The 21,876-nt window shown below is 71.0% G+C and carries 22 protein-coding genes and 1 pseudogene; 11 read left to right on the top strand and 12 right to left on the bottom strand.

Features of this window, described 5'->3' with window-relative positions; translation table 11 throughout:
• The first annotated feature begins 90 nt into the window (after positions 1–90).
• On the top strand, positions 91–1,926 hold the full coding sequence (locus ACWCPW_RS08740; RefSeq protein WP_449760837.1) for an alkyl/aryl-sulfatase: 1,836 nt from the start codon (positions 91–93) through the stop codon (positions 1,924–1,926).
• Between the two features lie 168 nt (positions 1,927–2,094).
• Here the strand turns inward: ACWCPW_RS08740 and ACWCPW_RS08735 are convergent, their stop codons facing one another.
• The 3 genes from ACWCPW_RS08735 to ACWCPW_RS08725 all read right to left on the bottom strand — a co-directional run bounded on the left by ACWCPW_RS08735 (position 2,095) and on the right by ACWCPW_RS08725 (position 5,053).
• Positions 2,095–3,798 (bottom strand): SulP family inorganic anion transporter, encoded by a 1,704-nt coding sequence (locus ACWCPW_RS08735; RefSeq protein WP_449760836.1) that lies wholly within the window; start codon positions 3,796–3,798, stop codon positions 2,095–2,097.
• 65 nt (positions 3,799–3,863) lie between these two features.
• Complete coding sequence (locus ACWCPW_RS08730) at positions 3,864–4,538, bottom strand: GAP family protein (protein ID WP_449760835.1); 675 nt, start codon at positions 4,536–4,538, stop codon at positions 3,864–3,866.
• Positions 4,472–5,053, bottom strand: coding sequence for a 3-oxoacyl-[acyl-carrier-protein] synthase III C-terminal domain-containing protein (locus tag ACWCPW_RS08725; RefSeq protein WP_449761104.1), 582 nt, complete (start codon positions 5,051–5,053; stop codon positions 4,472–4,474). The genes ACWCPW_RS08730 and ACWCPW_RS08725 overlap by 67 nt, the downstream gene beginning before the upstream one ends.
• A gap of 201 nt (positions 5,054–5,254) precedes the next feature.
• Between ACWCPW_RS08725 and ACWCPW_RS08720 the strand changes: the two genes are divergently transcribed.
• Together ACWCPW_RS08720 and ACWCPW_RS08715 are read left to right on the top strand one after the other, a co-directional pair.
• Positions 5,255–6,307: an MDR family NADP-dependent oxidoreductase gene (locus ACWCPW_RS08720; protein ID WP_449760834.1), complete on the top strand. Its 1,053-nt coding sequence runs from the start codon at positions 5,255–5,257 to the stop codon at positions 6,305–6,307.
• Between the two features lie 41 nt (positions 6,308–6,348).
• A complete protein-coding gene (locus ACWCPW_RS08715; RefSeq protein WP_449760833.1) occupies positions 6,349–6,768 on the top strand; it encodes a MerR family transcriptional regulator in 420 nt (139 codons plus the stop codon).
• A gap of 52 nt (positions 6,769–6,820) precedes the next feature.
• Here ACWCPW_RS08715 and ACWCPW_RS08710 read toward each other — a convergent pair whose 3' ends face one another.
• Complete coding sequence (locus ACWCPW_RS08710; RefSeq protein ID WP_449760832.1) at positions 6,821–7,150, bottom strand: putative quinol monooxygenase; 330 nt, start codon at positions 7,148–7,150, stop codon at positions 6,821–6,823.
• A gap of 59 nt (positions 7,151–7,209) precedes the next feature.
• Here ACWCPW_RS08710 and ACWCPW_RS08705 point away from each other — a divergent pair, with 59 nt between their 5' ends.
• Positions 7,210–7,569 (top strand): MerR family transcriptional regulator, encoded by a 360-nt coding sequence (locus tag ACWCPW_RS08705; RefSeq protein ID WP_449760831.1) that lies wholly within the window; start codon positions 7,210–7,212, stop codon positions 7,567–7,569.
• Positions 7,570–7,800: 231 nt separating this feature from the next.
• Here the strand turns inward: ACWCPW_RS08705 and ACWCPW_RS08700 are convergent, their stop codons facing one another.
• Positions 7,801–8,928, bottom strand: coding sequence for an FAD-dependent oxidoreductase (locus ACWCPW_RS08700; RefSeq protein ID WP_449760830.1), 1,128 nt, complete (start codon positions 8,926–8,928; stop codon positions 7,801–7,803).
• A 73-nt stretch (positions 8,929–9,001) separates the two neighbouring features.
• Between ACWCPW_RS08700 and ACWCPW_RS08695 the strand changes: the two genes are divergently transcribed.
• Positions 9,002–9,682, top strand: coding sequence for a TetR/AcrR family transcriptional regulator (locus ACWCPW_RS08695; protein WP_449760829.1), 681 nt, complete (start codon positions 9,002–9,004; stop codon positions 9,680–9,682).
• Between the two features lie 314 nt (positions 9,683–9,996).
• Here the strand turns inward: ACWCPW_RS08695 and fdxA are convergent, their stop codons facing one another.
• Positions 9,997–10,350, bottom strand: a complete 354-nt coding sequence (gene fdxA, locus ACWCPW_RS08690; protein WP_449761103.1) for a ferredoxin — start codon at positions 10,348–10,350, stop codon at positions 9,997–9,999.
• A 115-nt stretch (positions 10,351–10,465) separates the two neighbouring features.
• On the opposite strand from fdxA, the gene soxR reads away from it, so the two are divergent.
• Entirely contained in the window at positions 10,466–10,930 is a 465-nt protein-coding gene (soxR, locus tag ACWCPW_RS08685) for a redox-sensitive transcriptional activator SoxR (RefSeq protein WP_449760828.1), read from the top strand.
• Between the two features lie 218 nt (positions 10,931–11,148).
• Positions 11,149–11,859 carry an L-2-amino-thiazoline-4-carboxylic acid hydrolase gene (locus ACWCPW_RS08680; RefSeq protein ID WP_449760827.1) on the top strand — a complete coding sequence of 237 codons (711 nt, stop codon included), beginning with the start codon at positions 11,149–11,151 and terminating at the stop codon, positions 11,857–11,859.
• A gap of 187 nt (positions 11,860–12,046) precedes the next feature.
• On the opposite strand, the gene ACWCPW_RS08675 is transcribed toward ACWCPW_RS08680, so the two are convergent.
• Both ACWCPW_RS08675 and ACWCPW_RS08670 read right to left on the bottom strand, forming a co-directional pair.
• A complete protein-coding gene (locus ACWCPW_RS08675; protein ID WP_449760826.1) occupies positions 12,047–13,390 on the bottom strand; it encodes an MFS transporter in 1,344 nt (447 codons plus the stop codon).
• A 653-nt stretch (positions 13,391–14,043) separates the two neighbouring features.
• Positions 14,044–14,490, bottom strand: a complete 447-nt coding sequence (locus tag ACWCPW_RS08670) for a MarR family transcriptional regulator (RefSeq protein WP_449760825.1) — start codon at positions 14,488–14,490, stop codon at positions 14,044–14,046.
• A 214-nt stretch (positions 14,491–14,704) separates the two neighbouring features.
• On the opposite strand from ACWCPW_RS08670, the gene ACWCPW_RS08665 reads away from it, so the two are divergent.
• A complete protein-coding gene (locus ACWCPW_RS08665) occupies positions 14,705–15,964 on the top strand; it encodes a PP2C family protein-serine/threonine phosphatase (protein ID WP_449760824.1) in 1,260 nt (419 codons plus the stop codon).
• Positions 15,965–16,109: 145 nt separating this feature from the next.
• On the opposite strand, the pseudogene ACWCPW_RS08660 reads toward ACWCPW_RS08665, so the two are convergent.
• Both ACWCPW_RS08660 and ACWCPW_RS08655 read right to left on the bottom strand, forming a co-directional pair.
• Positions 16,110–17,262: pseudogene (locus ACWCPW_RS08660) on the bottom strand (catalase); the annotation flags it as partial.
• A gap of 263 nt (positions 17,263–17,525) precedes the next feature.
• The gene (locus tag ACWCPW_RS08655; RefSeq protein ID WP_449760823.1) at positions 17,526–17,840 is read right to left on the bottom strand and encodes a DUF6479 family protein; all 315 of its coding nucleotides are present in this window, start codon (positions 17,838–17,840) and stop codon (positions 17,526–17,528) included.
• Positions 17,841–17,966: 126 nt separating this feature from the next.
• On the opposite strand from ACWCPW_RS08655, the gene ACWCPW_RS08650 reads away from it, so the two are divergent.
• Positions 17,967–18,824: a Rieske 2Fe-2S domain-containing protein gene (locus ACWCPW_RS08650; protein WP_449760822.1), complete on the top strand. Its 858-nt coding sequence runs from the start codon at positions 17,967–17,969 to the stop codon at positions 18,822–18,824.
• A gap of 423 nt (positions 18,825–19,247) precedes the next feature.
• Here ACWCPW_RS08650 and ACWCPW_RS08645 read toward each other — a convergent pair whose 3' ends face one another.
• Together ACWCPW_RS08645 and ACWCPW_RS08640 are read right to left on the bottom strand one after the other, a co-directional pair.
• A complete protein-coding gene (locus ACWCPW_RS08645; RefSeq protein WP_449760821.1) occupies positions 19,248–20,054 on the bottom strand; it encodes an FUSC family protein in 807 nt (268 codons plus the stop codon).
• A gap of 94 nt (positions 20,055–20,148) precedes the next feature.
• The gene (locus ACWCPW_RS08640) at positions 20,149–20,547 is read right to left on the bottom strand and encodes a PRC-barrel domain containing protein (protein WP_449760820.1); all 399 of its coding nucleotides are present in this window, start codon (positions 20,545–20,547) and stop codon (positions 20,149–20,151) included.
• A 314-nt stretch (positions 20,548–20,861) separates the two neighbouring features.
• Here ACWCPW_RS08640 and ACWCPW_RS08635 point away from each other — a divergent pair, with 314 nt between their 5' ends.
• Both ACWCPW_RS08635 and ACWCPW_RS08630 read left to right on the top strand, forming a co-directional pair.
• Positions 20,862–21,032, top strand: coding sequence for a DUF5670 family protein (locus tag ACWCPW_RS08635; RefSeq protein ID WP_449760819.1), 171 nt, complete (start codon positions 20,862–20,864; stop codon positions 21,030–21,032).
• A 491-nt stretch (positions 21,033–21,523) separates the two neighbouring features.
• A partial coding sequence (locus ACWCPW_RS08630; RefSeq protein ID WP_449761102.1) for a sigma-70 family RNA polymerase sigma factor occupies positions 21,524–21,876 on the top strand: 353 nt, incomplete at its 3' end.

Raw genomic sequence — 21,876 nt, 5'->3', positions numbered from 1 at the left:
GGGGTCGGCTCGGCACGCCTGCCGTGCGGCGGACGTGGTGTCGTGCGCAGGTCGAGTGTAATTCTCTGCCAATCGGGTCATTCGGGGTCCATGAGTGTTCTCGATTACGCGGACAGGTCGGATTTCGACGACGTGGAGCGGGGGTTCGTCGCGGCGCTGAAGCCGGCGATGGTGCGTGCGGACGACGGCCGGGTGGTGTGGGACGGGGAGGCGTACGCGTTCCTGGACGGCGACTGCCCCGACACCGCGCATCCGAGCCTGTGGCGGCAGTCCCGGCTGTGCAACAAGCAGGGCCTGTTCGAGGTGACCGACGGCATCTACCAGGTCCGCAACCTGGACCTGTCGAACATGACGCTGGTCGAGGGCGACACCGGGGTGGTCGTGATCGATCCGCTGATCTCGGCGGAGACCGCCGCGGCGGCGTTGGCGTTGTACCGCGAGCACCGGGGCGATCGGCCGGTGACCGGGCTGATCTACACGCACTCGCACGGCGACCACTTCGGCGGCGCGCGGGGTGTGCTGCCGCACGGACACCCGCCGGTGCCGATCCTGGCGCCGGCCGGGTTCCTGGAGCACGCGGTCGCGGAGAACGTGTACGCGGGTGGGGCGATGACCCGCCGCGCGGTGTACATGTACGGCGTGGAGCTGGCCAAGGGCCCCGCCGGGCAGATCGGCTGCGGCCTGGGGATGACCACGTCCACGGGCACCATCACGATGATCCCGCCGACCGTGGACATCACCCGCACCGGCCAGGAGGAGACGGTCGACGGAGTGCGGATCGTCTTCCAGATGACGCCGGACACCGAGGCGCCGTCGGAGATGAACTTCCTCTTCCCCGATCGGCGGGCGTTGTGCATGGCGGAGAACGCCACGCACAACATGCACAACATCCTGACCCTGCGCGGCGCGGTGGTGCGGGACACCCGGATCTGGGCGCACTACCTCGACGAAGCCATCGCGCTGTTCGGCGACCGGGCGGACGTCGCGTTCGCGTCGCACCACTGGCCCACATGGGGCCGGGACCGCATCGTGGAGCACCTGGCGGGGCAGCGCGACATGTGGGCGTACCTGCACGACCAGACGCTGCGGCTGACCAACCGGGGCCTGACCGGCGCGGAGATCGCCGAGGAGTTGGAACTGCCGCCGCGGATCGCGGACCTGTGGGCCAACCGGGGCTACTACGGTTCGCTCAGCCACAACGTCAAGGCGATCTACCAGCGCTACATGGGCTGGTTCGACGGCAACCCGGCACACCTGTGGGAGCATCCGCCGGTCGAGCAGGCGAAGCGGTTCGCCGCCGACTACGGCGGCGTGGACGCCTTGGTGGCCAAGGGCCGGCAGTACGCGCAGGCCGGCGACCTGAGGTTCGCCGCCACCCTGCTGGGGCACGCGGTGTTCGCCGCCCCCGACGACGCGGCGGCGAGGGAGGCCTTGGCGGGCGTGTTCGAGAGGCTCGGGCACGGCGCGGAGAACGGGACGTGGCGCAACTTCTACCTGATGGGCGCGCAGGAGTTGCGCGGCAGCGTCGCGCACACCGCGATCGAGACGACCAACCCGGAGATGGCGATGGCGTTGACCGTCGACATGCTCATCGATGCCCTCGCCGTGCGCGTCGACGGGCCGCGCGCGTGGGACGAGAAGCTCTCCATGACCTGGCACGTGACCGACGAGAAGCGCTCCTGGCACCTGCTGTTGTCCAACGGCGCGCTGACCCATCGCAGCACCGCCGCCGGCGACACGCAGCGCGACGGCACGGCGACGCCCGCCGCCGACCTGACGTTGACCCTGACCAGACCGCAACTGCTGGGCGTCCTGGCCGGACAGGGCCTGGACGGCGTGCACGTCGAGGGCGATCCGCAGGTGTTCGCCCGCCTGGCGGCCCTGCTCGACACATCCGACCCCGAGTTCGCCATCGTCACACCCTGACGACCACAGGCGGCGCCGCCCGCGCGGACGCACCATCGCGGAAGCCCGCCGCGTCGGTGCGTCCGCACGCGTGCGTGGTTGCCGGGGGAGCCGTGCCGGGAGTCTTGGGCGCCGTGCTCGCCGTCCCCGTCGTCGCGGCGACCCTCGGGGCGGGCTCGGCGGTCGTGGTCAGTGCTGGGTGTGTCGTGCCCGGACGGCGTCGGCGACGCCGGGGTGGATGTGGTCGGGGCCCAGCGCCCTGCCCAGTGGGCTGTCGGCGAGGCGGTGGGCGGTCGGGGGGTGGACCCGGGCCAGGCGCAGGAGGCAGTCGCGGTGGGCGAGTTCGACCCGCAGTTCCTCGAGGGTGTCCAGGACGGGGATGCCCAGGCCGTAGCTGGAGACGAGGTTGAGGACGACGGTATCGGGGGCGGGGTCGGTGTGCGCCGCGTGTTCGAGGACGGCGAGTTTGAGGCGGGCGGCGTTGCCGAAGAAGAGTTGGCCGTCGGGGCGGATGATCAACAGCCCGGGAGTGGTGCTCGCGCCCGGTCGGTCCTCGACGTCGCCGTACAGCCCGGTGTCGGCGACCAGGCCCAGCACGGCGGTGCGGGGCCGGGAGGCGTAGGCGATGAACATGATCAGCGACAGCCCGGCGGCGATGAGCAGCCCGGGCAGCAGGTCGAACAGCAGCACGCCGAACAGGGCGGCGGCGGCGATGGCGAAGTTGGGCTTGTCCAGTCGCAGATAGCGGCGCAGTTCGCCGACTTTGAGGAAGCTGCGGACGGCGACGATGACGATGGCGCCCAGGACGGGTTCGGGCAGGTCGGTGAACAGCGGGGTGAGGAACGCGCCGGTGACCAGGACGAAGGCGGCGGCGACGACGGAGACCATCTGGCTCGTCGCGCCGGAGGCCTCGGCCGCGGCGGAGCGGGAGGCGCTGCCGGACACGGCGAAGCCCTTGAACAGGCCGGCCGCGACGTTGGAGGCGCCCATGGCGAGCATCTCGCGGTTGGCGTCGACGGTGTCGTCGTGTTCGCGGGCGAACCGCCCGGAGATCGAGTAGCTCTCGGCGAACACCACCAGGGCCAGGCCGAACGCGCCGCCGATCAGGGCGATCCAGTCGTTCGCCGGGATGTCGGGCCACCCGGGGACCGGCACGGCGCCGGGGATCTTTCCGACGGTCTCGACGCCGTGCTCGTCCAACGAGAACGCCGCCGAGACCGCGATTCCCGCCGCCAGGACCACCAGCGACGCCGGCACGCGCGGCAGCAGGCGCTCCAGGGCGAACAGCGCGGCGAGCGCCGCCGCGCCGACGGCGATCGTTGCCCGGTGCCAGTCGTCGACGTGGGCGAGGAGGTGCCAGGTGCGGGCGAAGAAGTTCCCGTCGCCGCCGGGGATCCCCAGGATCTTGGCGCACTGGCGCACGATGATGGTCAGCGCCATGCCGAACAGGAAGCCGACCAGGGCCGGTTCGGACAGGAAGTCGGCGATGAAGCCGAGCCGCGCGAGCCCGGCCACCACCAGGATCCCCCCGGCGAGCATCGCCAGTGCGGCGGACAGGGCGACGGCGACCTTCGGGTCGCCCGAGACGTCCGCCACGGTGGCGGCGGACAGCACCGCCGCGGCGGACGTCGCGCCCACGACCAGGAACCGCGACGACCCGAAGACCGCGTAGGCGATCAGCGCGACGGGCGCCGCGTAGAAGGCGTTCTGCGGCGGCACCCCGGCGATCTGCGCGTAGGCGACGCACTCGGGCACGATCAGCGCCCACGCGGTCAGCGCGCCGATCGTGTCCTTGCCCAGGTGCGCGCGGCGGTAGCCGGGCAGCCAGGACAGCACCGGCCACGCGCGACGCGCGCGTTCGCTGCGGGGTGCGGCCGGTGGGCGCGGGCTCACGGGTGTCTCCGATCGGCGTCGAATCGCGGCGGGAGGCGGTGCCGTTCTCCGTCTGCGCGGGATGTTCAGCCGGTGAGGCCGCCGACGGCGTCGCCGACCGACTTGGCGCCCAGGACCAGGAGCAGGACGGCCATGATCGCCGCGTTGTGCTCGGCCATCCACGTCTTCCACGCGTCGAGGGTGGTGGTGGCCCTGTTCCCGCCGACCAGGTACACCGCGAGCGGGACGACGGCGCACAGCGAGCCCAGGGCGACGAACACCGCGCCCGCGACCACACGGGCGTCGGTGTCGGACGTCGCGCCGGCGATCGACACCCCCGCGGTGATCACCAGGGCGAGGTTCTTCGGATTGACCACCGCCAGGGCGAACGCGAGACCGGCGGACTTGGCGGGGGTGAACCGGTCGATCGTCCGCATCCATCCCGGGAGTTCCCGAGCGTCACCGCGGGGCCGACCGTGCCACTGTTTGGCGGCCAGCAGCAGGAACAGCACGCCGACGCCGAGTTCGACCCACGACACCCACCTCGCGGGCGTCCCGTCGTCGTCGGCGCCGCCACCGGCGCCCACCGCGACCAGCGCGGTGATCGCCGCGGCCAGAGCCACGATCCAGCCGAGCGCGAACGCGATCCCGTTGGCCCGGCCCTTCGGCGTGGCCAGCATCAGCACGATCGCGATCAGCGGCATCGGACTGATCGCCACACCGATCGCGGGACTGAGGACTCGACCGATCGCGTCACCCACGCACAGCCTCCCGTCGCAGTGGACGGGCCCACCCCGCCACCCGCGGCGCGCCGAACCACCGCCCGTGCGCACGCTCCTTCGGCGATCATGACGCCTCGCGCACGAATCGCATCACCAGTGAACAACTCATACAAATCGTGTCGAATCATGATCACTCGGGTAAGCCAAGCGTTCGTGTGCCGTCGCGCCGACGGGGAGTCTTCGGATCGGTCGGGGCGCGTGCCCGTCACCGATGCGGGATCTCGTAGCCCCGGCTGAGCCGGGTCCGGCAGCGAGGTGCGTCGGCACGGGCCGTGGGTGGCCGCTTGATGCACGGCCCAGAGAGTGCTCGTCCTCGGGGCTGTCCAGTCGATGAGCATGATGCCGCCGCCGGCCAGACCGAACAGTGCGATCTTCATGCCCGGGTGCAGACGGCCTTGTTCGGTGGCGAGGGCGAGTTGCAGGGGGAGCGTGGCCGCGGCCATGTTGCCGGTACGCGCGAAGGTGGGCACGACCGCGTCGGGACGGGCGCCCACGCGTTTCGGGGCGTGGATACGGTCGTGCCGAGGACGGTCCGGATCAGTCACCCCGATTCGACGACGCCCGGCATCACGCGGCGAGTGGGGGAGGCCCGGGTGGACCGAACCGGAGGCGAATTCCGCGGCAGGGCTTGAACTTGACGTATGCGTCAAGTTCTACGGTCGTCGCGACCCAATCCTCGGATCCCAGGAGTCGTGATGACCGGCGACGTTTCCACTGTCCCCCCTGCTTCCACCGTCCCTGCCGTCCCCGCCGAGCAGCGCGAGGTGTGGTTGCGAGCCAGGCCGGACGGGGCGCTCACGGCCGACGACTTCGAGCTGGTCCGGGTTCCGGTCCCCGAGGTGGGGGCCGGGCAGGTGCTGGTGCGCAATCGGCTGATGAGCGTGGTCGCGGTGATGCGGACGCTGGTGGAGGGCGGCGACGATCTGCCCGTCCCGGCGGCCGAGTTGGGCGAGCCGATGTGGGGGCCCGCCCTCGGGGAGGTGGTCGCGGCACCCGGCGGCGGCGAGTTGGCGGCCGGCGATCTCGTGACGCACATGCGGGGCTGGCGCGAGTACGCGGCCGTCGACATCGGCGAGGCCCGGCCCGTCGACCCCGAGCTGCTGCCCGACGCGGCCGCGCATCTGTCGCAGGCGATGACCGGCTGGCTCGGCGTCGTGCGGGGTGCCGAAGTGCGGGACGGGGACACGGTGTTCGTGACCGGCGCGGCGGGCGGGGTCGGGACGATGGCCGGGCAGTTCGCGCGGCTGCGCGGGGCGCGACGGGTGATCGGCAGTACCGGCTCGCGGAGCAAGGCCGACTACCTGATCAAGGAGTTGGGGTACGACGCGGCGGTGATCCGGGGCGGCGCCCCGATCGAGGAGCAGTTGCGCGAAGCGGCTCCCGAGGGGTTGGACGCGGTATTCGACAACGTGGGCGGCGAGCAACTGACGGCGGCCCTGGCGGTGGCCAATCGCGGTGCCCGCGTCGGCCTGGTCGGCGCGCTCTCCGGCCAACTCGGCGGCGGGTTCTCCGCTCCCGTCGAGGTGGACACCGGCTCGCTCATCCTGCGCGGGATCACCCTGCGCGGCATGGCGGGCATCGATCACCTGGACGCGATCCCCGAGGGAATGCGCGAGTTCGGGCGCGGACTGCGCGCGGGAACCATCGCCTTCCCGCACGTCCGGCTCTCCGGCATCGATCAGGCGCCCCGGGCGTTGTGCGAACTGCTGGAGGGACGACACATCGGTGCGGTGCTCGTGGAATTGTGATGCGTGACCGTCCCCGGGCATCCACCCCGAAAGGATCACGCGTGCGTATCGGCGATGCGGCGGCAGCCGCCGGCCTGACCCCTCGGGCCCTGCGCTACTACGAGCAGGAGGGCCTGCTCCGGGCCGGGCGTTCGGCGTCCGGCCACCGCGAGTACGAAGCCCAGGACGTGCACCGGTTGCTCGCCGTACGCCGACTTCTCGAAGCCGGTCTGACCATCGGCGACCTGAAGGACTTCCTCGACGTGCTCGACATGGTCTTCCCGCTCCACGGCGAGCCCCCGGGCCCGGGCCCCCGAGTCCGTGCGGGCGACTGCCCGGTCGCCGAGGTCGCCGTCCGCCGCCTGGCGGAGCTGGACGCCCGCATCGCCCGCCTGACCGAGGCCAGGACCCGTCTGGCCGACGCCCTCGCCCACCGCTTCGGCGACATGTTCCCCGTCGGCAGCCCGAACCGGGCGGCCTGACCGGCCGAGGCGGTCGGGCGCGGGCCCTCCCCCCAGCGGTGCCTTACGAGTCCTACGCGGGAACCGGTTCGGTCTCGGGGTACGGGCTGAGCATGGTGTCGAAGTAGCCGTCCGGGGCCTCCTCCAGGAAGGTCGACAGGTTTTCCAGGAAGGCGCGCAGCGGGGGCGTCGCGTTGTGCCGGTCCAGATCCTCCTGGGAGCGCCAGACCTCGTACAGGAAGAAGCGGCCGTCCTCGTGCTCGTGGAGGTGGTACTGCAGGTTGCCGGGCTCCTGCCGGGTGGGGGCCACGAACGAGGAGAGGACGCGCCGGACTTCGTCCCTGCGCTCCGGCCTGGGGCGAAGGAATCCGTAGAGGGAGATGGGCTGATCCGTGTTCGTCATGGCCGTGACACTAGGATCTCTCATCGATGTGAGGTTCAAGGGGTTGTGAGGAGCACCACATGAAGATCGGCGAGCTCGCCGCCGCGACCGATACTTCCGTTCGACTGCTGCGCTACTACGAGGAGCAGGGACTCCTGGAGTCCCACCGCCTCGACAGCGGCCACCGCCGCTACGACGACAGCGCCCCCGCCGTGGTCCGCCGCATTCGCTCGCTCCTGGACGCCGGCCTGCCGACCCGGGTCATCCGCGACCTGCTGCCGTGCGTTCGCCAGGACGGCACGGTCGCCGCATGCAAGCTGGAGACCCTTCGGGAACACCTCCAGGGGCTGAACGACCGGATCTCCGCGCTGTCGGAAGCCCGGACCTCCCTCACCGGGCTCGTCTCCGCCGCCCAGGCCCACGAGCGGGCGCTCGGGTAAGGGCGGCACCGGCAAGGGCGTCACCGCTCCTGCGTGCGCGACGACGTCCGGCTTCTCGCTGTGGCAGCAGGCGGCGAGAGATCGACGGCACGCGCCGATCGGCGCAACCGCGAGGGCGCCGAACGCCGCCGTTGTCCACGCGCCGACGCGCCCTCGCGTCGACGCGCCGATGCGGACCGCAGGTGACCCGACCCGGCCGGGTGGCCGCTTCCCGGTCGTATGCGGTGGCCTTCAGCCTGGTTGGAAGAAGGCGAGCAACTTCTGGGCGGCGTTCGGCGACGTCAGCAGTTCCTGCATGTCCGCGGACATCCGGGCGGCGGCGCTGGTGCGTTCGAACATCTCGCGTTCGTATTCCTCGACGGCGGCCGGAACGTCGTCCGGGTGCGCGGCCAGCGCGAGACCGAGCAGGGCGCCGTCGAGCAGCGCCATGTTGGCACCCTCTCCCACCGGTGGCATCAGGTGCGCGGCATCGCCGATCAGCGTGACGCCCGGCGTCGACGGCCAGGTCAGGCCGACCGGGAGAGTGGTGATCGACCGCGGCACGACCGTGTCGTCGCAGGCCGCGATCAGCGCGGTGAACCGCGCGTCCCAGCCGGAGAGCAGGTCGATCAGCCGCGCCCGGGCGGCGGCCGGGTCGTCGAACGGGATCCCGCTGGTCGCGAACCAATCCTCGGCGGTGTCGTAGAAGCTGAGGCCGATGCGAACGCGGCCGTCACCGTTGCGCTGCGCCGCCAGCGACAGCCCGTTGCCGAGCACCCAGTAGTTGCCGCGCCCGACCATCTCCGCGAGGTCGGGGTACGTGCGGTCGATGTCGGGAATGCCGAGCTCGACGATGTTCTGGCCGATATGCGCCGGGCGAGCGTCGGTGAGCAGCGCGCGGACCCGGGAGTTGGCGCCGTCCGCGCCGACCAGCAGGTCGCAGGTCGCGCTGCTGCCGTCGGTGAAGTGCAGCCGGCCGATATCGGCGCGTTCGAACGCGTGCCCCCAGCGCACCGCGTGCTCGGGGAGAGAGTCCAGCAGCAGGTTGCGCAGGTCGGCACGGTCCACCTCGGGCCGCTCGAACGGGGCGTCGTCGGGCGTGTCCTCCTGCAGCAGCAGGGTGCCGTCCGGCTGGAGGAGACGCATGTCCTGGCCCTCACCACGGGCGATCGCGTGGAATCGGTCGATCAGGCCGGCCTCGCGCAGCGCCCGCTGTCCGGAATGTATGTCGAGCATGCCGCCCTGGCCGCGCGCGTCGCGCGAGGGTTCGCGTTCGTACACGACGGCGTCGATGCCCTTCACATGCAGCACACGGGCGAGAGCCAGGCCGCCGAGACCGGCTCCGACGATGGCGATGGTCGTGGTCGTGGTCGTGGTCATGAGATTGCGCCTCCTTCGATACGCCGTACTGGTCGATACACTGTATCGCCTGATGCGATGTAATGTTGGCGGCATGTTGGTGTGGGAGAGGCCGGAGCCACCGAATCGACCCGTGCCGGCCCCGCTGAGCCGGGAGCGGATCGTGCGAACGGCGATCCGACTGGCCGACGCGGACGGCCTGGACGCGGTGTCGCTGCGCAAGGTCGCCACCGCGCTGGACGTCGGCCCGATGCGGCTGTACGGCTACATCGTGAGCAAGGAGGAGTTGCTCGACCTGATGGTCGACGCGATCCACGCCGAGATCCGGCCGGTCGGAGACGGCTGGCGAGAGGTGCTGCGCTCGCTCGCCGAAACCACCCGGCAGGCCGTCCACGAGCACGAATGGCTCGCCGACCTGCTCGGTGGGCGACCGCAACTCGGGCCGCACGCGCTGGCCAGAGGGGAGGCCGTGGTGGCCGCGTTGGACGGCATCGACGTGGACGACGTGATGCCGGTGGTGACCGCGGTCGACGCGTACGTGATCGGTGCGGTGCGTCGGGAGATCGCCGAGCGGCGTGCCGAGCGGGTCACCGGGATGGACGAGAGGCGGTGGCAGGCCTCTCTCGGTCCCTATCTGGTGCGGACCTTCGCCACCGGCCGATTCCCGGCGCTGGCGACGGTGGTTCACGATGCCGTCCATCTGGACGCCGACCGGACCTTCCGGATCGGCCTCGACTTCCTGCTCGACGGCATCGCAGCCCGCATCTCGAAGTGACGCGCGGCCGAAGGGCCGGACCGGCACCGCTGCCGCGGGGGCGAGACGGGTCGGCAGGTCGTCCTCCTTCGGCGTATCGGCACAGCCGACGACGAGCCTCGTCCGGGAAGCCCGTCGTGGGCATGCCGCCCGTGGCCCACGACGAGCCGCACACCTGCCGCCGCGCCCGCCGCGCCCGGTCGCTCCTCGACGGCGTACTCGACTCGTGACGACGGCATGTTGCCGCCGGTCCCGGTCCCCGGTTCCGCCCACGCGATCGGCGAGCCCGGTGACGGCCCGCACCGAATGGCGCGGTGTGCACGGCCCCCGGGTCGTCAGCGCTTGGGCGGGAGCGCAAAGGGTGAGGCGACGGCACCCTGGGACGGCAGTTGCGCCACGATCGGATGGTCCCGTCCGATCGGACCGAGCTTCGAACTGCCGCCGGGGGCGCCGAGGTCTTCGAAGAACTCGGCGTTCATCGCGTTGAAGTGGTTCCATTCCTGCGGGGTGTCGTCTTCGAAGAAGATCGCTTCGACAGGGCACACCGGCTCGCAGGCGCCGCAGTCGATGCACTCGTCCGGCTGGATGTAGAGCATGCGCTCTCCCTCGTGGATGCAGTCGACGGGGCACGATTCGACGCATGCCTTGTCCTTGACGTCCACACAGGGCGATGCGATCACAAACGTCATCGAACTGCCGTCCTCTCCGGGGTCGTTCCTGCCTGTCGTTCCGACGTGGCCGACCGTTGGGCCTGCGGCCGACCGTATGACCTCAAGTGATGTCGAGGTCAAGAGGAGGCTCCGCATGACGAGTTACCGTTCCGGTGAGGTTCGAGCAGGCCCGGACGATTGGCTGAGCATCGGCGAGGTGAGCGCCCGGACCGGCGCGGCCGTCTCCGCTCTGCGGTTCTACGAGGAGTTCGGTCTGATCGCGTCCGAACGCGACGAGCGCAACCAACGCCGTTATCCGCGGCACATGCTTCGCCGAGTCGCGTTGATCTCGGTGGCGAAACGCATCGGCATCCCGTTGCTCGACCTCCGAGAGGCGTTCGCCGACGTGCCGCTCGACCGTCCGCCCAGTCATCGCGAGTGGCAGCGCGCCTCGCGCGGCTGGAGGCGTCGGCTGGAGGAGCGTCGGCAGACCATCGAGCGACTCGAGGCCGAACTCACCGGGTGTATCGGCTGCGGATGTCTCTCGATGAAGGCATGCGCTCTGCTGAACCCCGGCGACGCGCTCGCCGGGGATGGTGTCGGGCCCCGACGACTGTGAGAGACGGACTGTCGGCGGTGGGATCGTCGTCGGGGCGGGACAGGCCGGCCGTCCATCTGCCAGACTGGGCGGGCAAGAGTGATACTCACCCAAGTTCGTCAGCGCCTGGTCGGTCGGTGGAGCGCGCTGCCGTGCTCGCCCGGTTGCGAGCGCGGCCGGCCCTGCCCCGGTGGCGCCGCGCCGTGTGTCGGAACCGAGCCCGTCTCGGAAGGACCGTCATGGCCACCGACCACCATTCCGACATCGAGATCGACGAGGGCGGCTACGTCCCCGATCCCGATCGCGATACCGCAGCTCTCCTCGACGCGTTCCACGACCACCTCGCCGGAACCATTCGAGAGCGGTCGCTCTCAGACGAACTGCCCGGCGCGATCCGCGTGTTGCACGACGACCTCGAGGCCGCCAACGCGCACCTGATCGACGACGAGCCGTCCCGGCACAATCTGCGGCTGACCCTGGTGCTGGTCGCCGCGTACCGCACGCTGCTGCCGTATCTGGGCCGCGAGGACGCCCTCGCCGCTGTTCGAGCCGCGTTCGTCGAGCCGTTCCACGAGACGTTCCGGGTGGGGACACTCGCGATGCTCGACGCCGCACCCGACCCGTTCACGGCCATGGTCGCGCTGTCGAAGACCCGCGAGGAGCAATCCTTCGGCGCCACGTTCACCTTCGACCGACCTGCGGACGACGATCGGAGCTACCTCCTCGACGTGCACCGCTGCTTCTACCACGACGTACTGGTCGCCAACTCCGCCCCGGAACTGACGCCCGCCATGTGCGCGTTCGACAGTGCCTGGATCGAGGCGATCGATCCGGACCGGCACGGCTTCCGCTTCGAACGCGTCACCACGATCGGACTGGGCGGAACGCACTGCCCGTTCCACTTCCACCGCACCACGACCACCGGGGAGACGGAAGCCGACCTCGGCTGAACCACCCGTGGGGGGACGCCCGGGACCGGGCGTCCCCCCACGGGGCACAGCGAGCCACTCCCGCGCCCGCGTCGAGGTCCGCGGACTCCGGCCGGGCGCGGGCCGACCGTGGCAACGCGCGGCCGGAGCCGGAGCCGTCCCGGCCGTCCCGTTCCCTGAGCTCCCGCCGGGTCGGCCCTGCCGTGTGTCAGCGCACTCCCTTGATCTTGAAGGCGAACAGGGCCCCCACGACGCCGATCCCGGCCGAGACCGGGAAGATGGCCTCGTACCCGCCCGCGTCGACGATCCACGACGCGACGAACGGTGCGGCCACCTGGGGCGCGGCGTTGGCGATGTTGATCAGGCCCATGTCCTTGCCGGCGTCCCGGCCGTCCGGCAGCACCTGGGTGATCAGGGCCATGTCGACGGCCATGTACATGCCGAACGCGAAGCCGTTGACGATGTTGAAGGCCGCGAGGCCGCCCACCGTCGGCCACCACAGCGGGATCATCAGCGAGATGCCCGAGACGACGCCCGACGCGATCACGAACGGCTTGACCGCGTTGAGGCGGTCGGCGATCCTCCCGATCACCACGGAGGCCGCGATGGTCGCGACGGCGCTGACCACCATCAGGTAGCCCATGACCGGGTCGACGTCGTCCTCGGGCACCCCGACGAAGTCGATCAGGATGAAGTAGCTGTACGTGAGGGAGATGAAGAAGCCGGCCATCACGCCGAACCGGGACAGGAACGCCCACGCGAAGTCCGGGTGTTTCCTGGGATCCAGCCAAAAGCTCCCCAGGAAGGCCTTCAGGTTGAACTTCTCGATCGACATGTCCTTGCTGGAGGTGTCCGGCGACACCAGCACGAACAGCAGCGCGGCGACCGCGATGCACCCGGCCAGCAGGTAGTAGCCGTTCGCGCCCGCGAACGTGCCGTCGAAGCCGCCGACCACGCGGTCGACGCCGAACCTGGACAGGTCGACGCCGCCGATGACGTACGCGGACGCCACGATGCTGATCGGCATGCCGAGGCCGATCAGGCCGGAGAAGGTCCCGTACTTCGCCGGCGGCACCCGGTCCGGCATCGCCGCGGTGATGCCGGCCTGGTAGCCGTTGAGGATGAACTGGACGGCGCCCCAGGTCAGTCCCAGGGCCAGGATGGAATGGGCGTTGGCCTGGCCCACCAGCGCGAGGGCGCCGAGCACGCCGCAGAGCAGGACCCACGGGGCCCGGCGGCCGAACCGGGAGCGGGTGCGGTCGGAGAGCTGTCCGAAGAGCGGGTTGCCGACCGCGGCGAGGAGCGCCCCGAGCGCCACCGCGTTCTTCATCGCGTCCGGGTCCGTACCCCCGGTGATCTCGATGACCTGCTTGGGGATCAGATACGAGCCCGCGCCCATCCACACCAGATTCAGTGCGGTGTTCGAGAGCGGAAGGGTCAGATACAGCGGCCCCAGCCGCCTGCCGGACTTCCCGTCGGCGACGCCCGGCCCGTCGGTGCGCCGGGACAGCGCCGCCCCGTCGTCGTGCACGCGCAAGCTGTTGTCCGTCATGTGTCCTCACCGCTGGTTTCGAGGGGTCTGTCGCCGCCGGACCGCATCGGCCCATCACCGACCGGGGCGCAGCGCACGATCGCGGTGCGGACGCGTTTCGGAACGCCGCGACGTGCATCTAGCTGACACGTGTCAGCAGATGCACGGATCATGCCAGCGGGATCGTTCCCGCACCAGATGTCGACGAGAACACGAATCAACGCTCGCCGGGTGCGCGACCCCCGGCGCCCCGGCCGCCTCCCGGGTGCACGCCACGCGCTGTGCGGCGGAGTCGTCGCCGACTCGGCGCGAGCGGCCGTGCGCGCTCACGTGTTCGATGCCAGATCACGCGTACCGCATCCGTGACGCATGTCCACTCGCAACATTTGTCATCAGTCAATAATTCGATACGCTTCGCGTCGGGACGCCGGGGGACAGGGCACAGGGCACAGCCGTCGACGTCAGGGAACGACATCGATGTCGTCGCTCGAGCCGCTCACTCGCGGCCGGGCGTCATCGCTCGCTCGTCCGACGAAAGGGGGGTCGCCATGGGACAGCGGCATCGGCCGGCGCCCGGTCGGCACACGTGCGCCCGGCGCGGCCGGCACTCCCGGCGCGCGCTGGAGCGGGTAGGCCGCGCACGCCGCGCAGGCCGTGCGAGGTGGCCGGTTGCCTCAGGCGGTTCGCGCGCGCGAGGCGAGCGATGTCTTGTCCGCGACCTCGTCCATGACGGGAACGGCGGCGCCGCGCAGGGATTCGAGCCCCTTCAGCAGCATCGCCCGGGATTCGCCCGACATGCGCGCCGTGACGACGGCCAGTTCCCGCTCACGGCGGGCCCGCAGATCCGCCAGGAAGGCACAGCCCCGCCCGCTCAGCCGCAACTGCAGTTCACGACGGCTGTTGGCGCTGGGCAGGCGTTCGACGAAACCCACCGCCTGCAGGCGGTCACACAGGCGACTCGTCGAGGAGGGCGTCGACCGCAAGCCGTCGGCCAACGTACGCAGGTTGATGCCCTCGTGCTGCTCGAGCAGGAACAGCGCGCGGAGCTGTGACGGAGAAACGGGGGCCGTGGACGCACGCCCCAGCAGCATTTCGAGCAACTCGGCCGCGGCGGTCGCCACTCGCGCCGTCTCGTCCGAATGGTCGTGTCGAGAGGAGGTAACCCCGCTCACCGCCTTACTCTGACGCCCGAAACAGCCGCCGGTCCGACGGCCGTGCCGTCACCACAATAGACGTTGTAAAAGCGGTTGATCCGACAGGCGGTCCGGGCCGTTCCACAGACACGCCACGAGGGTGCTCCTTGCCGCGCCCGCAGAGAACGGCTGAAGACATACTGTGAATGCATACGAGGAAGCCGAGCGCGCGCTGCGCGCCGCGCCCCCGCAGGGACTGCCGGACGCCATTCGCGGCGTGCTGGCGCGGCACTACCGGGCAGGATCGGTCGAGCTGCTGATGGCCGACTACAGCCTGACCGTCCTGCTGCCGGTGTCCGCGCCCCCACCCGCCACCGGACCCGTCGCCGAACCCCTCTCCATCGACAACAGCCCTCAGGGTCGAGTCTTCGGCGCCCAGGAGCCCGCACGCGAGGAACAAGGAGAAGTCACGGTCGTCCACCTCCCGGTGACCGTACGCGGCGACCGCCTCGGTGTCCTCACCGTCACCCTCCCGACCGACGCCTGCTCGCCGGCGATCCCCGCCGAGCTCGTCGACATCGCGGAGATGCTCGCTCACGCGGTGACCGTCGCCGAACGCGACACCGACCTCTACCGCCGGGCCCGGCGCAAGGACCGCCTGACCCTGGCGGCCGAAATGCAGTGGCAACTCCTGCCCGGGCGAGCCTGCAGCCGCGACGAATACGCCATCGGCGCCCAGCTCGAGCCCGCCTACGCCGTGCACGGCGACAACTTCGACTGGTCCGCCGACGCCGACCACCTCGTCCTGACGGTGACCAACGGCATGGGCGAGGGCATCGACGCCGCCCTGCTCAGCAACCTCACGATCAACGCCCTGCGCAACGCCCGACGTGCCGGCATCCCTCTCGCGGACCAGGCAGCCCTCGCCGACCAGGCCGTCTACGCCCGGCACCGCGGCGACGCCTACCTGTCCGTCCTGCTGCTGGACTTCGAACTGGCCACCGGCCGAGTCCAGGTGGTCGACGCAGGCTCCCCGCGCCTGCTGCGCCTGCGCGAGGGAACGGTGACCCCGGTCGACTTCGACGCGCAACTGCCCCTGGGCATGTTCGAGGAGACCGACTACACGGCGCAGGAATTCCGCGTCCGGCCCGGCGACCGTCTCGTGTTCGTCAGCGACGGCGTCCACGCGGTCGCCTCGCCGGCCGGCGAGGCCTACGGCGAACGCGCGCTGGCCCGGTCGATCAGCGCCACCCGTCTGCTGCCGCCCGCCGAGATGCCTCGCGCGCTCCTGCGCGAACTCACCGGCCACCGCGGACGCCCCGTCCCCGACGACGACGCCCTCGTCGTCTGCCTGGACTGGTACGGCAGACCCACCACCCCCGACCGCCTGCCGCCCGACGACCCCGAACGGCACCACACCCGCTCCGCCACCTTCCCCGTCCCGCCTTACGCTCCGCGGTGACGACGCGGAACGGCGCTCGGGCGTGACCGCCGCACGCGCGCGGGTCGATCCCGGCGCGCGCCGGGGTGCGGGGCGCGCGCCGGGATCGAACTCGTCCTCGCGCCGATCCGCGTCGGGGACGAGGGGACGAGGGGCGAGCGCGGGCTCAGATGGTGTCGGTGTCCGCGGTGGGGAAGCGTTCCCAGACCCGGTGGGTGCCGAGGAGTTCGGCGACCCGGGCCTGTACGGCGGACGCGTCACGGGCGACGACCACTCCGGGGGCGTTGGTGGGGATGCCGGCCGCGACCAGGCAGTCCTCGCTGTCGCCCCAGCCACCGATGGCCTTGGCGTGGCGGTATGCCTCGGCGAGCATGAGCAGGATCCGCGGATCGGTGGCGGACAGCGGTGTGCCGTTGCCCGCCTTGGCGTCCCGTGCCCCGTACGCGTCCTTGCCCGGCGCCGGTGAGCCGGCGAGCAGGATCGCGTCGAACTCGATCGACCGGGCGGTGGCGAAGGCGCGCTGGACGGCGATGGGCGCGTCGCCGTCCGCCCCGAGGGTGCCGCCCGTGGGGGCGATGACCAGTGGCACCATGCCCGCGTCGAACACCGCCCGTCGCACCTCGCGAACGGCGTCCAGGTCGGCTGCGGGGTCGGCGACGATGCCGATCACGCGGCCGGTGATCGGCCACGTCCCGCCTATCTGGGACAGCGCGGGGCTCGGTTCGACCGAGGCCGGGGGGCCCGAGGGCGAGGGCGTCGGCAGCCCCAGGCCCTCGGCGACGCGCGCGCACAGCAACGGGTCGATGTCGGCCAGGACCCGCAGATTGCGTTCCTTGATCGCCTGTTCGTGGCACTTGCCGAGTTCGAACGTGTAGGAGGCGATGACGTGTTCGCGCTCGATGGGGGTCAGGCTGAGCCGGAACAGCCGGGGCTGGCTCGTGTGGTCGGCGAAGGATGCCGGGGCCTCGCGCACCTTGGCCGCCGGCGGTAGCGGTACCGGTACCGGTACCTCGACGTATCCGCCGAGGTACCGGTACCGGCGGTGAAGGGGCAGCCGCCGTCGAGCGAGTTCGGTCGATACGGCGCCACGCCGCTGTGCACGGCGTTCTGGTGCAGGCCGTCCCGGAGCATGTCGTTGACGGGGGCATGCGGGCGGTTGATCGGGATCTGCGCGAAGTTGGGGCCGCCGAGTCGGCTGATCTGCGTGTCGAGATGGGAGAACAGTCGGCCCGCCAGCAGCGGGTCGTCGGTGATGTCGATGCCGGGGACCAGATGACCGGGGTGGAAGGGAAGGCGACCTGTTCGGTCTCGGCGAAGTAGGCATCCGAACCGGTCGCGGGAGTCAGAGCTGCCCGCGCTGTCCGGATCGAACCGAAAGGTCCGGTGGCGGCCGAGGCGGGCAGCCCAGGACCCGCCCGGCTCCGGCCGACCGATCGTGCGGTCGGCCGCCTCGCGACGCCCGCCCGGCTCCCGGTGCCATCCCCGCCGGCGAGGCGATGGCGAGTACGGCCGTGGGCCACGACGGGCGCATCACGGCAGGTCCGTGCGGTTCACCTGGTCGGGTGGTCGGTACCGACGCGACTCAGGCGTCCCGGTCGTGCTCGTGCGCACCGGATCCCGACGGGCGGGAACCGAGGTTGCCGTAGCCGGGCAGGTCGTGCGGTCCGCGCCGGCGACCGTCCCGGGGCATCTCCGCGGGCTCCCGGCTCTCGCCGCCGGGGGCCGGGGGCGAAGCGGTGGGCAGGTTCCGCGGCGGGGCCGGCGGCGGGCGACGCCTGCGACGCACGCCGCTCACCACGGGGATGACGAGCAGTACGGCGATCAGCAGGACGGCCACGATCGCCACCCCCGCGACGGTTTTGGGCGAAGCCGATGCGAACTGTGCCAGAGCAGTCATGTCGGCACGGCTACCCCGGCCCGCCGAGCCGATGTCTCACGCCCCGAAGGAGGTTCCGGTGGGCACCGGGCGGGGCCGACCGGGCGTGGTGGGTATGGCGAGCCGGTTCTCGGGAAGCGGGTTTCCATGAGGATCACGACTACGGCAAGCCGCCTGGAGCAGGCCAAGGCCCTGGATCGTCCCGCCGCGTTGGTACGTACCGTGGTGGGGAGGTTGCCGCAGGGCCCCGTCCGGGACACGTTGCACGGCGTGCCCTTGGGCCACGCGCTGCACCCGCTGCTGGTGCAGGTGCCGATCGGGACCTGGCTCTCCGCCTCGATGCTCGACCTCGTCCCGCGAACCGGGCCCGCGTCCACGGTGCTGATCGCGGTGGGCATCGGCGCCGCGGCGCCCGCGGCGGCCGCGGGATGGGTGGATTGGGCCGAGACGCACGAGCAACAGCAGCGGGTGGGTCTCGTGCACGCCGCGTGCAACATGGTGGCGGTCGGCCTGTACTCGGCCTCCCTGGTGGCCCGACTGCGCAAGCGGCGGCTGCACGGTCGGGTGCTGGCCCTGGCCGGGCTGGCGGCGGTCGGGACGAGCGGGCTGCTCGGCGGGCACCTCGCCTACCGTCAGGCAACCGGGGTCAACCACGCCGAACACGTACCGCACGTGGTCGGCGACGGCTCCGAGTGGCATTCCGTGGGCTTGTTGTCCGCTCTTCCCGACGGAAAACCCGCCCGCCGTTTCCTCGGCGAGACCCCGCTGCTGGTCGTCCGCGACGGATCGCGGGCGAGCGTGCTCGCCGATCGTTGCTCGCACCTGTCGGGTCCGCTGTCCGAAGGCGATGTCGCCGACGGCTGTGTGACCTGCCCCTGGCACGGCAGCGTGTTCTCCCTTGCCGACGGCGAGGTCGTGCACGGGCCGGCGACCGCGCCGCAACCGCTGTTCGAGACCCGCGTCATCGGCGAGGAACTCCAGGTCCGCCTTCCGGGCGCGGGCTGACCGGCGGCCCCGCCCGGCGATCGCCGATACACGCGTGTCTCCGATCGCTTCGGTTTCCGGTCCGGGTCGGTTGCCGACCGGATGGGGACCGGCGTCCGGGCCCGGCTCGAGGTCGCTCAGCAGCCGGCCCGCCTCCGCGAGCAGGGAACCGGTCAGTGCCGTTGTCACCGGCCCCGACCGCGCAGACGTACCCATCGTGGCCACGGCCCGTCCGTACTCGCGCACCGCTCGCGCCGGCGCGTCCAGGAAGGCCGCGTAGGGCGCCAATTGTTCTTCCGTCCGGGGTCAGGTCCACCCCGTCCGCTCGCGCGGCGTCCCGAATGGTCCTGGTGATCGCGATCGTGCGCACCGCCAGATCCTGCAGCGTGGGCAGGAAGCCGTGCTCGATCTCCGGCACCGGTCCGTGGCGGTGCCGGCGCGGGTTCATCCGGACGCTCGCGCGCGCGTGCTCGGTGGCCGCCCGCAGGTCCTCCCATCGGTGGGAGACCCGCAGTGCCCGTCGATACCGTCCGTCCGCGGCCGCCGCGTCCATTGTTCGCGCAGCCCGGCGGCCGACTCGGCCAGGATCTCGGCCACTTCGTCCGCGACGTCGAGCGCGGCGCGGCGGCTGTCCCGCAGATGCATCGGCGGCCGGATCAGGAAGTTCACCGCGAGTCCGATCAGGGCGCCGAGGAGTGCCTCCCCGAGGCGGTGTGCGATGGTGGCGCCGGTGACCGGGCCGTAGGACAGCACGAACAACGCGCTGGTCGAGCTGTACATCCCCTTGTCCCCGAACCGCCGCCAGTTGCCGAGCAGGATCGTGATCGGCAGCACCGCCGCCATCGCTCCGATGGTGCTGCCGCACATCACCCAGGCGAGGGCGGCGATCAGTGTGCCGAAGGTCATCGACACCAGGACCTGGAGAGCCTGGGCCACCGATCGGTACACCGTCGCCTGAACGAGACGATCGCCACCCAGGGCGCCATGATGGCCATCGGGGCCCGCAGCCACCACCCCGCCACGGCCCAACTCGGCACCGCCGCGAGCGCGGCCTTGGCCGACTGCCAGACCAGATCCCGCTCGCGCCCCGGACCTCGCCAGGCCCGGGCGGTCGACCGCCCGAACCCGCGAACCTCCGCCCCGATCACTGTGGCCGCACCACGTCTTCGTCGCCCCCACGAAACACCCGACATGACCCGAGCCCGTCTCCTCCCACGAGCCGACACCCGCCGCGTGTCGGCCCGGCGGCATCCGATGCCGTTCGCATACCGCTCCACATGCCGGTGGCGCTCCGCCGGCGAGGTTGCCGGCGGAGCGCCACCCTTCGTTCAGGTCTGTGTGTGGACTACAGCGTGCCCGCGGGGCCGGCGCCGGGGGTGCCGGGAGTGCCGGGTGTCGTGTTGCCGTAGTAGTCGCCGGTGCGGCCGCGGTGGTCGTGGTCGTCGAGGTGCTTGTCCTTGTCGAACTCGGGGGAGTTCTTGATCTCCTCCTTGGTGCGCGAGACGTGGACGACCTTGTTCTCGGTGTCGATGCTCGCGATCGTGCCCGCCGGGAGCAGGACGTGCTTGCCGAAGATCCACACGCCGGTGTCGACTACCAGGTAGGACGCGTCGACGTCGTCGTTGTGCTTGTCGACCTTGCCGATGTGACCGTCGGTGGCATCGACCTTGTAGCCGGCCAGGCTCGTTCCCGCGGTGTAGCCGGACTCGGGGCGGTGACCCCACACGTTGTCGCCGGTGCTCACAGGGAACTCCTCAACTCCTGACGAACTCCTTCACCGCAGGCGGATTGCCACGGCGGGAGCCGTCGTCTCGAATGGTTCGAACCGCGCCTGCCCCGTCGATCCGGTCACACACCCGCTCGACTCTCCGGGCCTGTAAACCACGGTCCGTGCCGGGTCGTCGCGCGATGTCATGGGCGTGGTCGCCTTCGGAGCGAACACGCTCGGGAACGGCGGAAACGGCGCCGAATCCTGTCCCGGAAACACCCCGGTAAACCACCCTCTTTTCAGGCATGCGCCCGAATGGGTGGGGCACAAGCGGGTCGGAGGTAAAAACAATGATTCCCCTGCTGGTAGTCCTGCTTCTCGCCCTGATTCTTTTCGGTGCCGGTTTCGCTTTGAAGGCGCTGTGGTGGATCGCCGTGATCGTCCTGATCGTGTGGGCGCTCGGGTTCGTTTTCCGCTCGGTCGGCAGCGGCGGCGGTCGTGGTCGCTGGTACCGCTGGTAGCAGCGCCGGCCACTCGGGCGACACGATGAAACGGGCTGTGGTCCGACTCGGAAACACGAGTCGGACCACAGCCCGTTTCGGCATCCTCGACCACTTTCCGAAACGGCGCCGGGTAACGAAGCCGTGGTCCCGAGATGAATCCCGATTTCGGGGGCAGGTGCTTTACCACGGCCGGGGCCGCTGTGATCCGCAGGGAATCTGCACCTCCACACGGTGACCCCGGTCTCCGCCGTTCCCGCCGACACGCCGCGCCCTTTCCAGCGAGGGGCATCACGCAACGGAAACGCCGGTACTCCGGCGGTGGCGCCGAGATCGGTGACAAGACCCACTACTGCAAACGGGTGTACCCGGGGCGGTGCCGGGCAAGTAGCCCTCGCGCCCGTCCGACCAACGAAGGGGATGCCCAGATGAGCCCGAGTACCGTGAGCACGACCGAGACGACCGCCACCGAACGACACCTGCCCTCCGTCGACACCCCCACGGCCGAGGACATGGCGCAGATGACGGCGACGGACGCCCGGGCGATGTCCAAGGTGCTCTTCGATCGGCTGAAGGTGCTGGAGGAGGGCACGCACGAGTACCAGTACGTGCGCAACACCCTCATCGAGCTCAACATCCCGCTCGTGCGCTACGTCGCCGGACGATTCCGGGCGCGCGGCGAGACCACCGAGGAGATGGTCCAAGTCGGCACGATAGGCCTGATCAAGGCCATCGACCGGTTCGACCCGGCGTTCGGGTACGAGTTCCCCACCTTCGCCATCCCGACGATCTCCGGCGAGATGAAGCGCTTCTTCCGCGACACCTCCTGGGCCGTGCACGTCCCGCGCCGCCTGCAGGAGTTGCG

Source organism: Embleya sp. NPDC001921 (assembly GCF_053594475.1).
Note: the sequence above shows the minus strand (reverse complement) of the source record. Positions and strands in the feature narration are given on the sequence as shown.

Excerpts from the sequence above, each read along its gene's own strand:
- ACWCPW_RS08680 (WP_449760827.1), top strand. The coding sequence starts at position 11,149 with ATGGCCACCGACCACCATTCCGACATCGAGATCGACGAGGGCGGCTAC.
- ACWCPW_RS08710 (WP_449760832.1), bottom strand. The coding sequence starts at position 7,150 with ATGACGAACACGGATCAGCCCATCTCCCTCTACGGATTCCTTCGCCCC.
- ACWCPW_RS08720 (WP_449760834.1), top strand. The coding sequence starts at position 5,255 with ATGACCGGCGACGTTTCCACTGTCCCCCCTGCTTCCACCGTCCCTGCC.
- ACWCPW_RS08675 (WP_449760826.1), bottom strand. The coding sequence starts at position 13,390 with ATGACGGACAACAGCTTGCGCGTGCACGACGACGGGGCGGCGCTGTCC.
- ACWCPW_RS08740 (WP_449760837.1), top strand. The coding sequence starts at position 91 with ATGAGTGTTCTCGATTACGCGGACAGGTCGGATTTCGACGACGTGGAG.
- ACWCPW_RS08635 (WP_449760819.1), top strand. The coding sequence starts at position 20,862 with ATGATTCCCCTGCTGGTAGTCCTGCTTCTCGCCCTGATTCTTTTCGGT.
- ACWCPW_RS08700 (WP_449760830.1), bottom strand. The coding sequence starts at position 8,928 with ATGACCACGACCACGACCACGACCATCGCCATCGTCGGAGCCGGTCTC.
- soxR (WP_449760828.1), top strand. The coding sequence starts at position 10,466 with ATGACGAGTTACCGTTCCGGTGAGGTTCGAGCAGGCCCGGACGATTGG.
- ACWCPW_RS08655 (WP_449760823.1), bottom strand. The coding sequence starts at position 17,840 with ATGACTGCTCTGGCACAGTTCGCATCGGCTTCGCCCAAAACCGTCGCG.
- ACWCPW_RS08650 (WP_449760822.1), top strand. The coding sequence starts at position 17,967 with ATGAGGATCACGACTACGGCAAGCCGCCTGGAGCAGGCCAAGGCCCTG.
- ACWCPW_RS08695 (WP_449760829.1), top strand. The coding sequence starts at position 9,002 with ATGTTGGTGTGGGAGAGGCCGGAGCCACCGAATCGACCCGTGCCGGCC.
- ACWCPW_RS08645 (WP_449760821.1), bottom strand. The coding sequence starts at position 20,054 with ATGCCGCCGGGCCGACACGCGGCGGGTGTCGGCTCGTGGGAGGAGACG.
- fdxA (WP_449761103.1), bottom strand. The coding sequence starts at position 10,350 with ATGACGTTTGTGATCGCATCGCCCTGTGTGGACGTCAAGGACAAGGCA.
- ACWCPW_RS08705 (WP_449760831.1), top strand. The coding sequence starts at position 7,210 with ATGAAGATCGGCGAGCTCGCCGCCGCGACCGATACTTCCGTTCGACTG.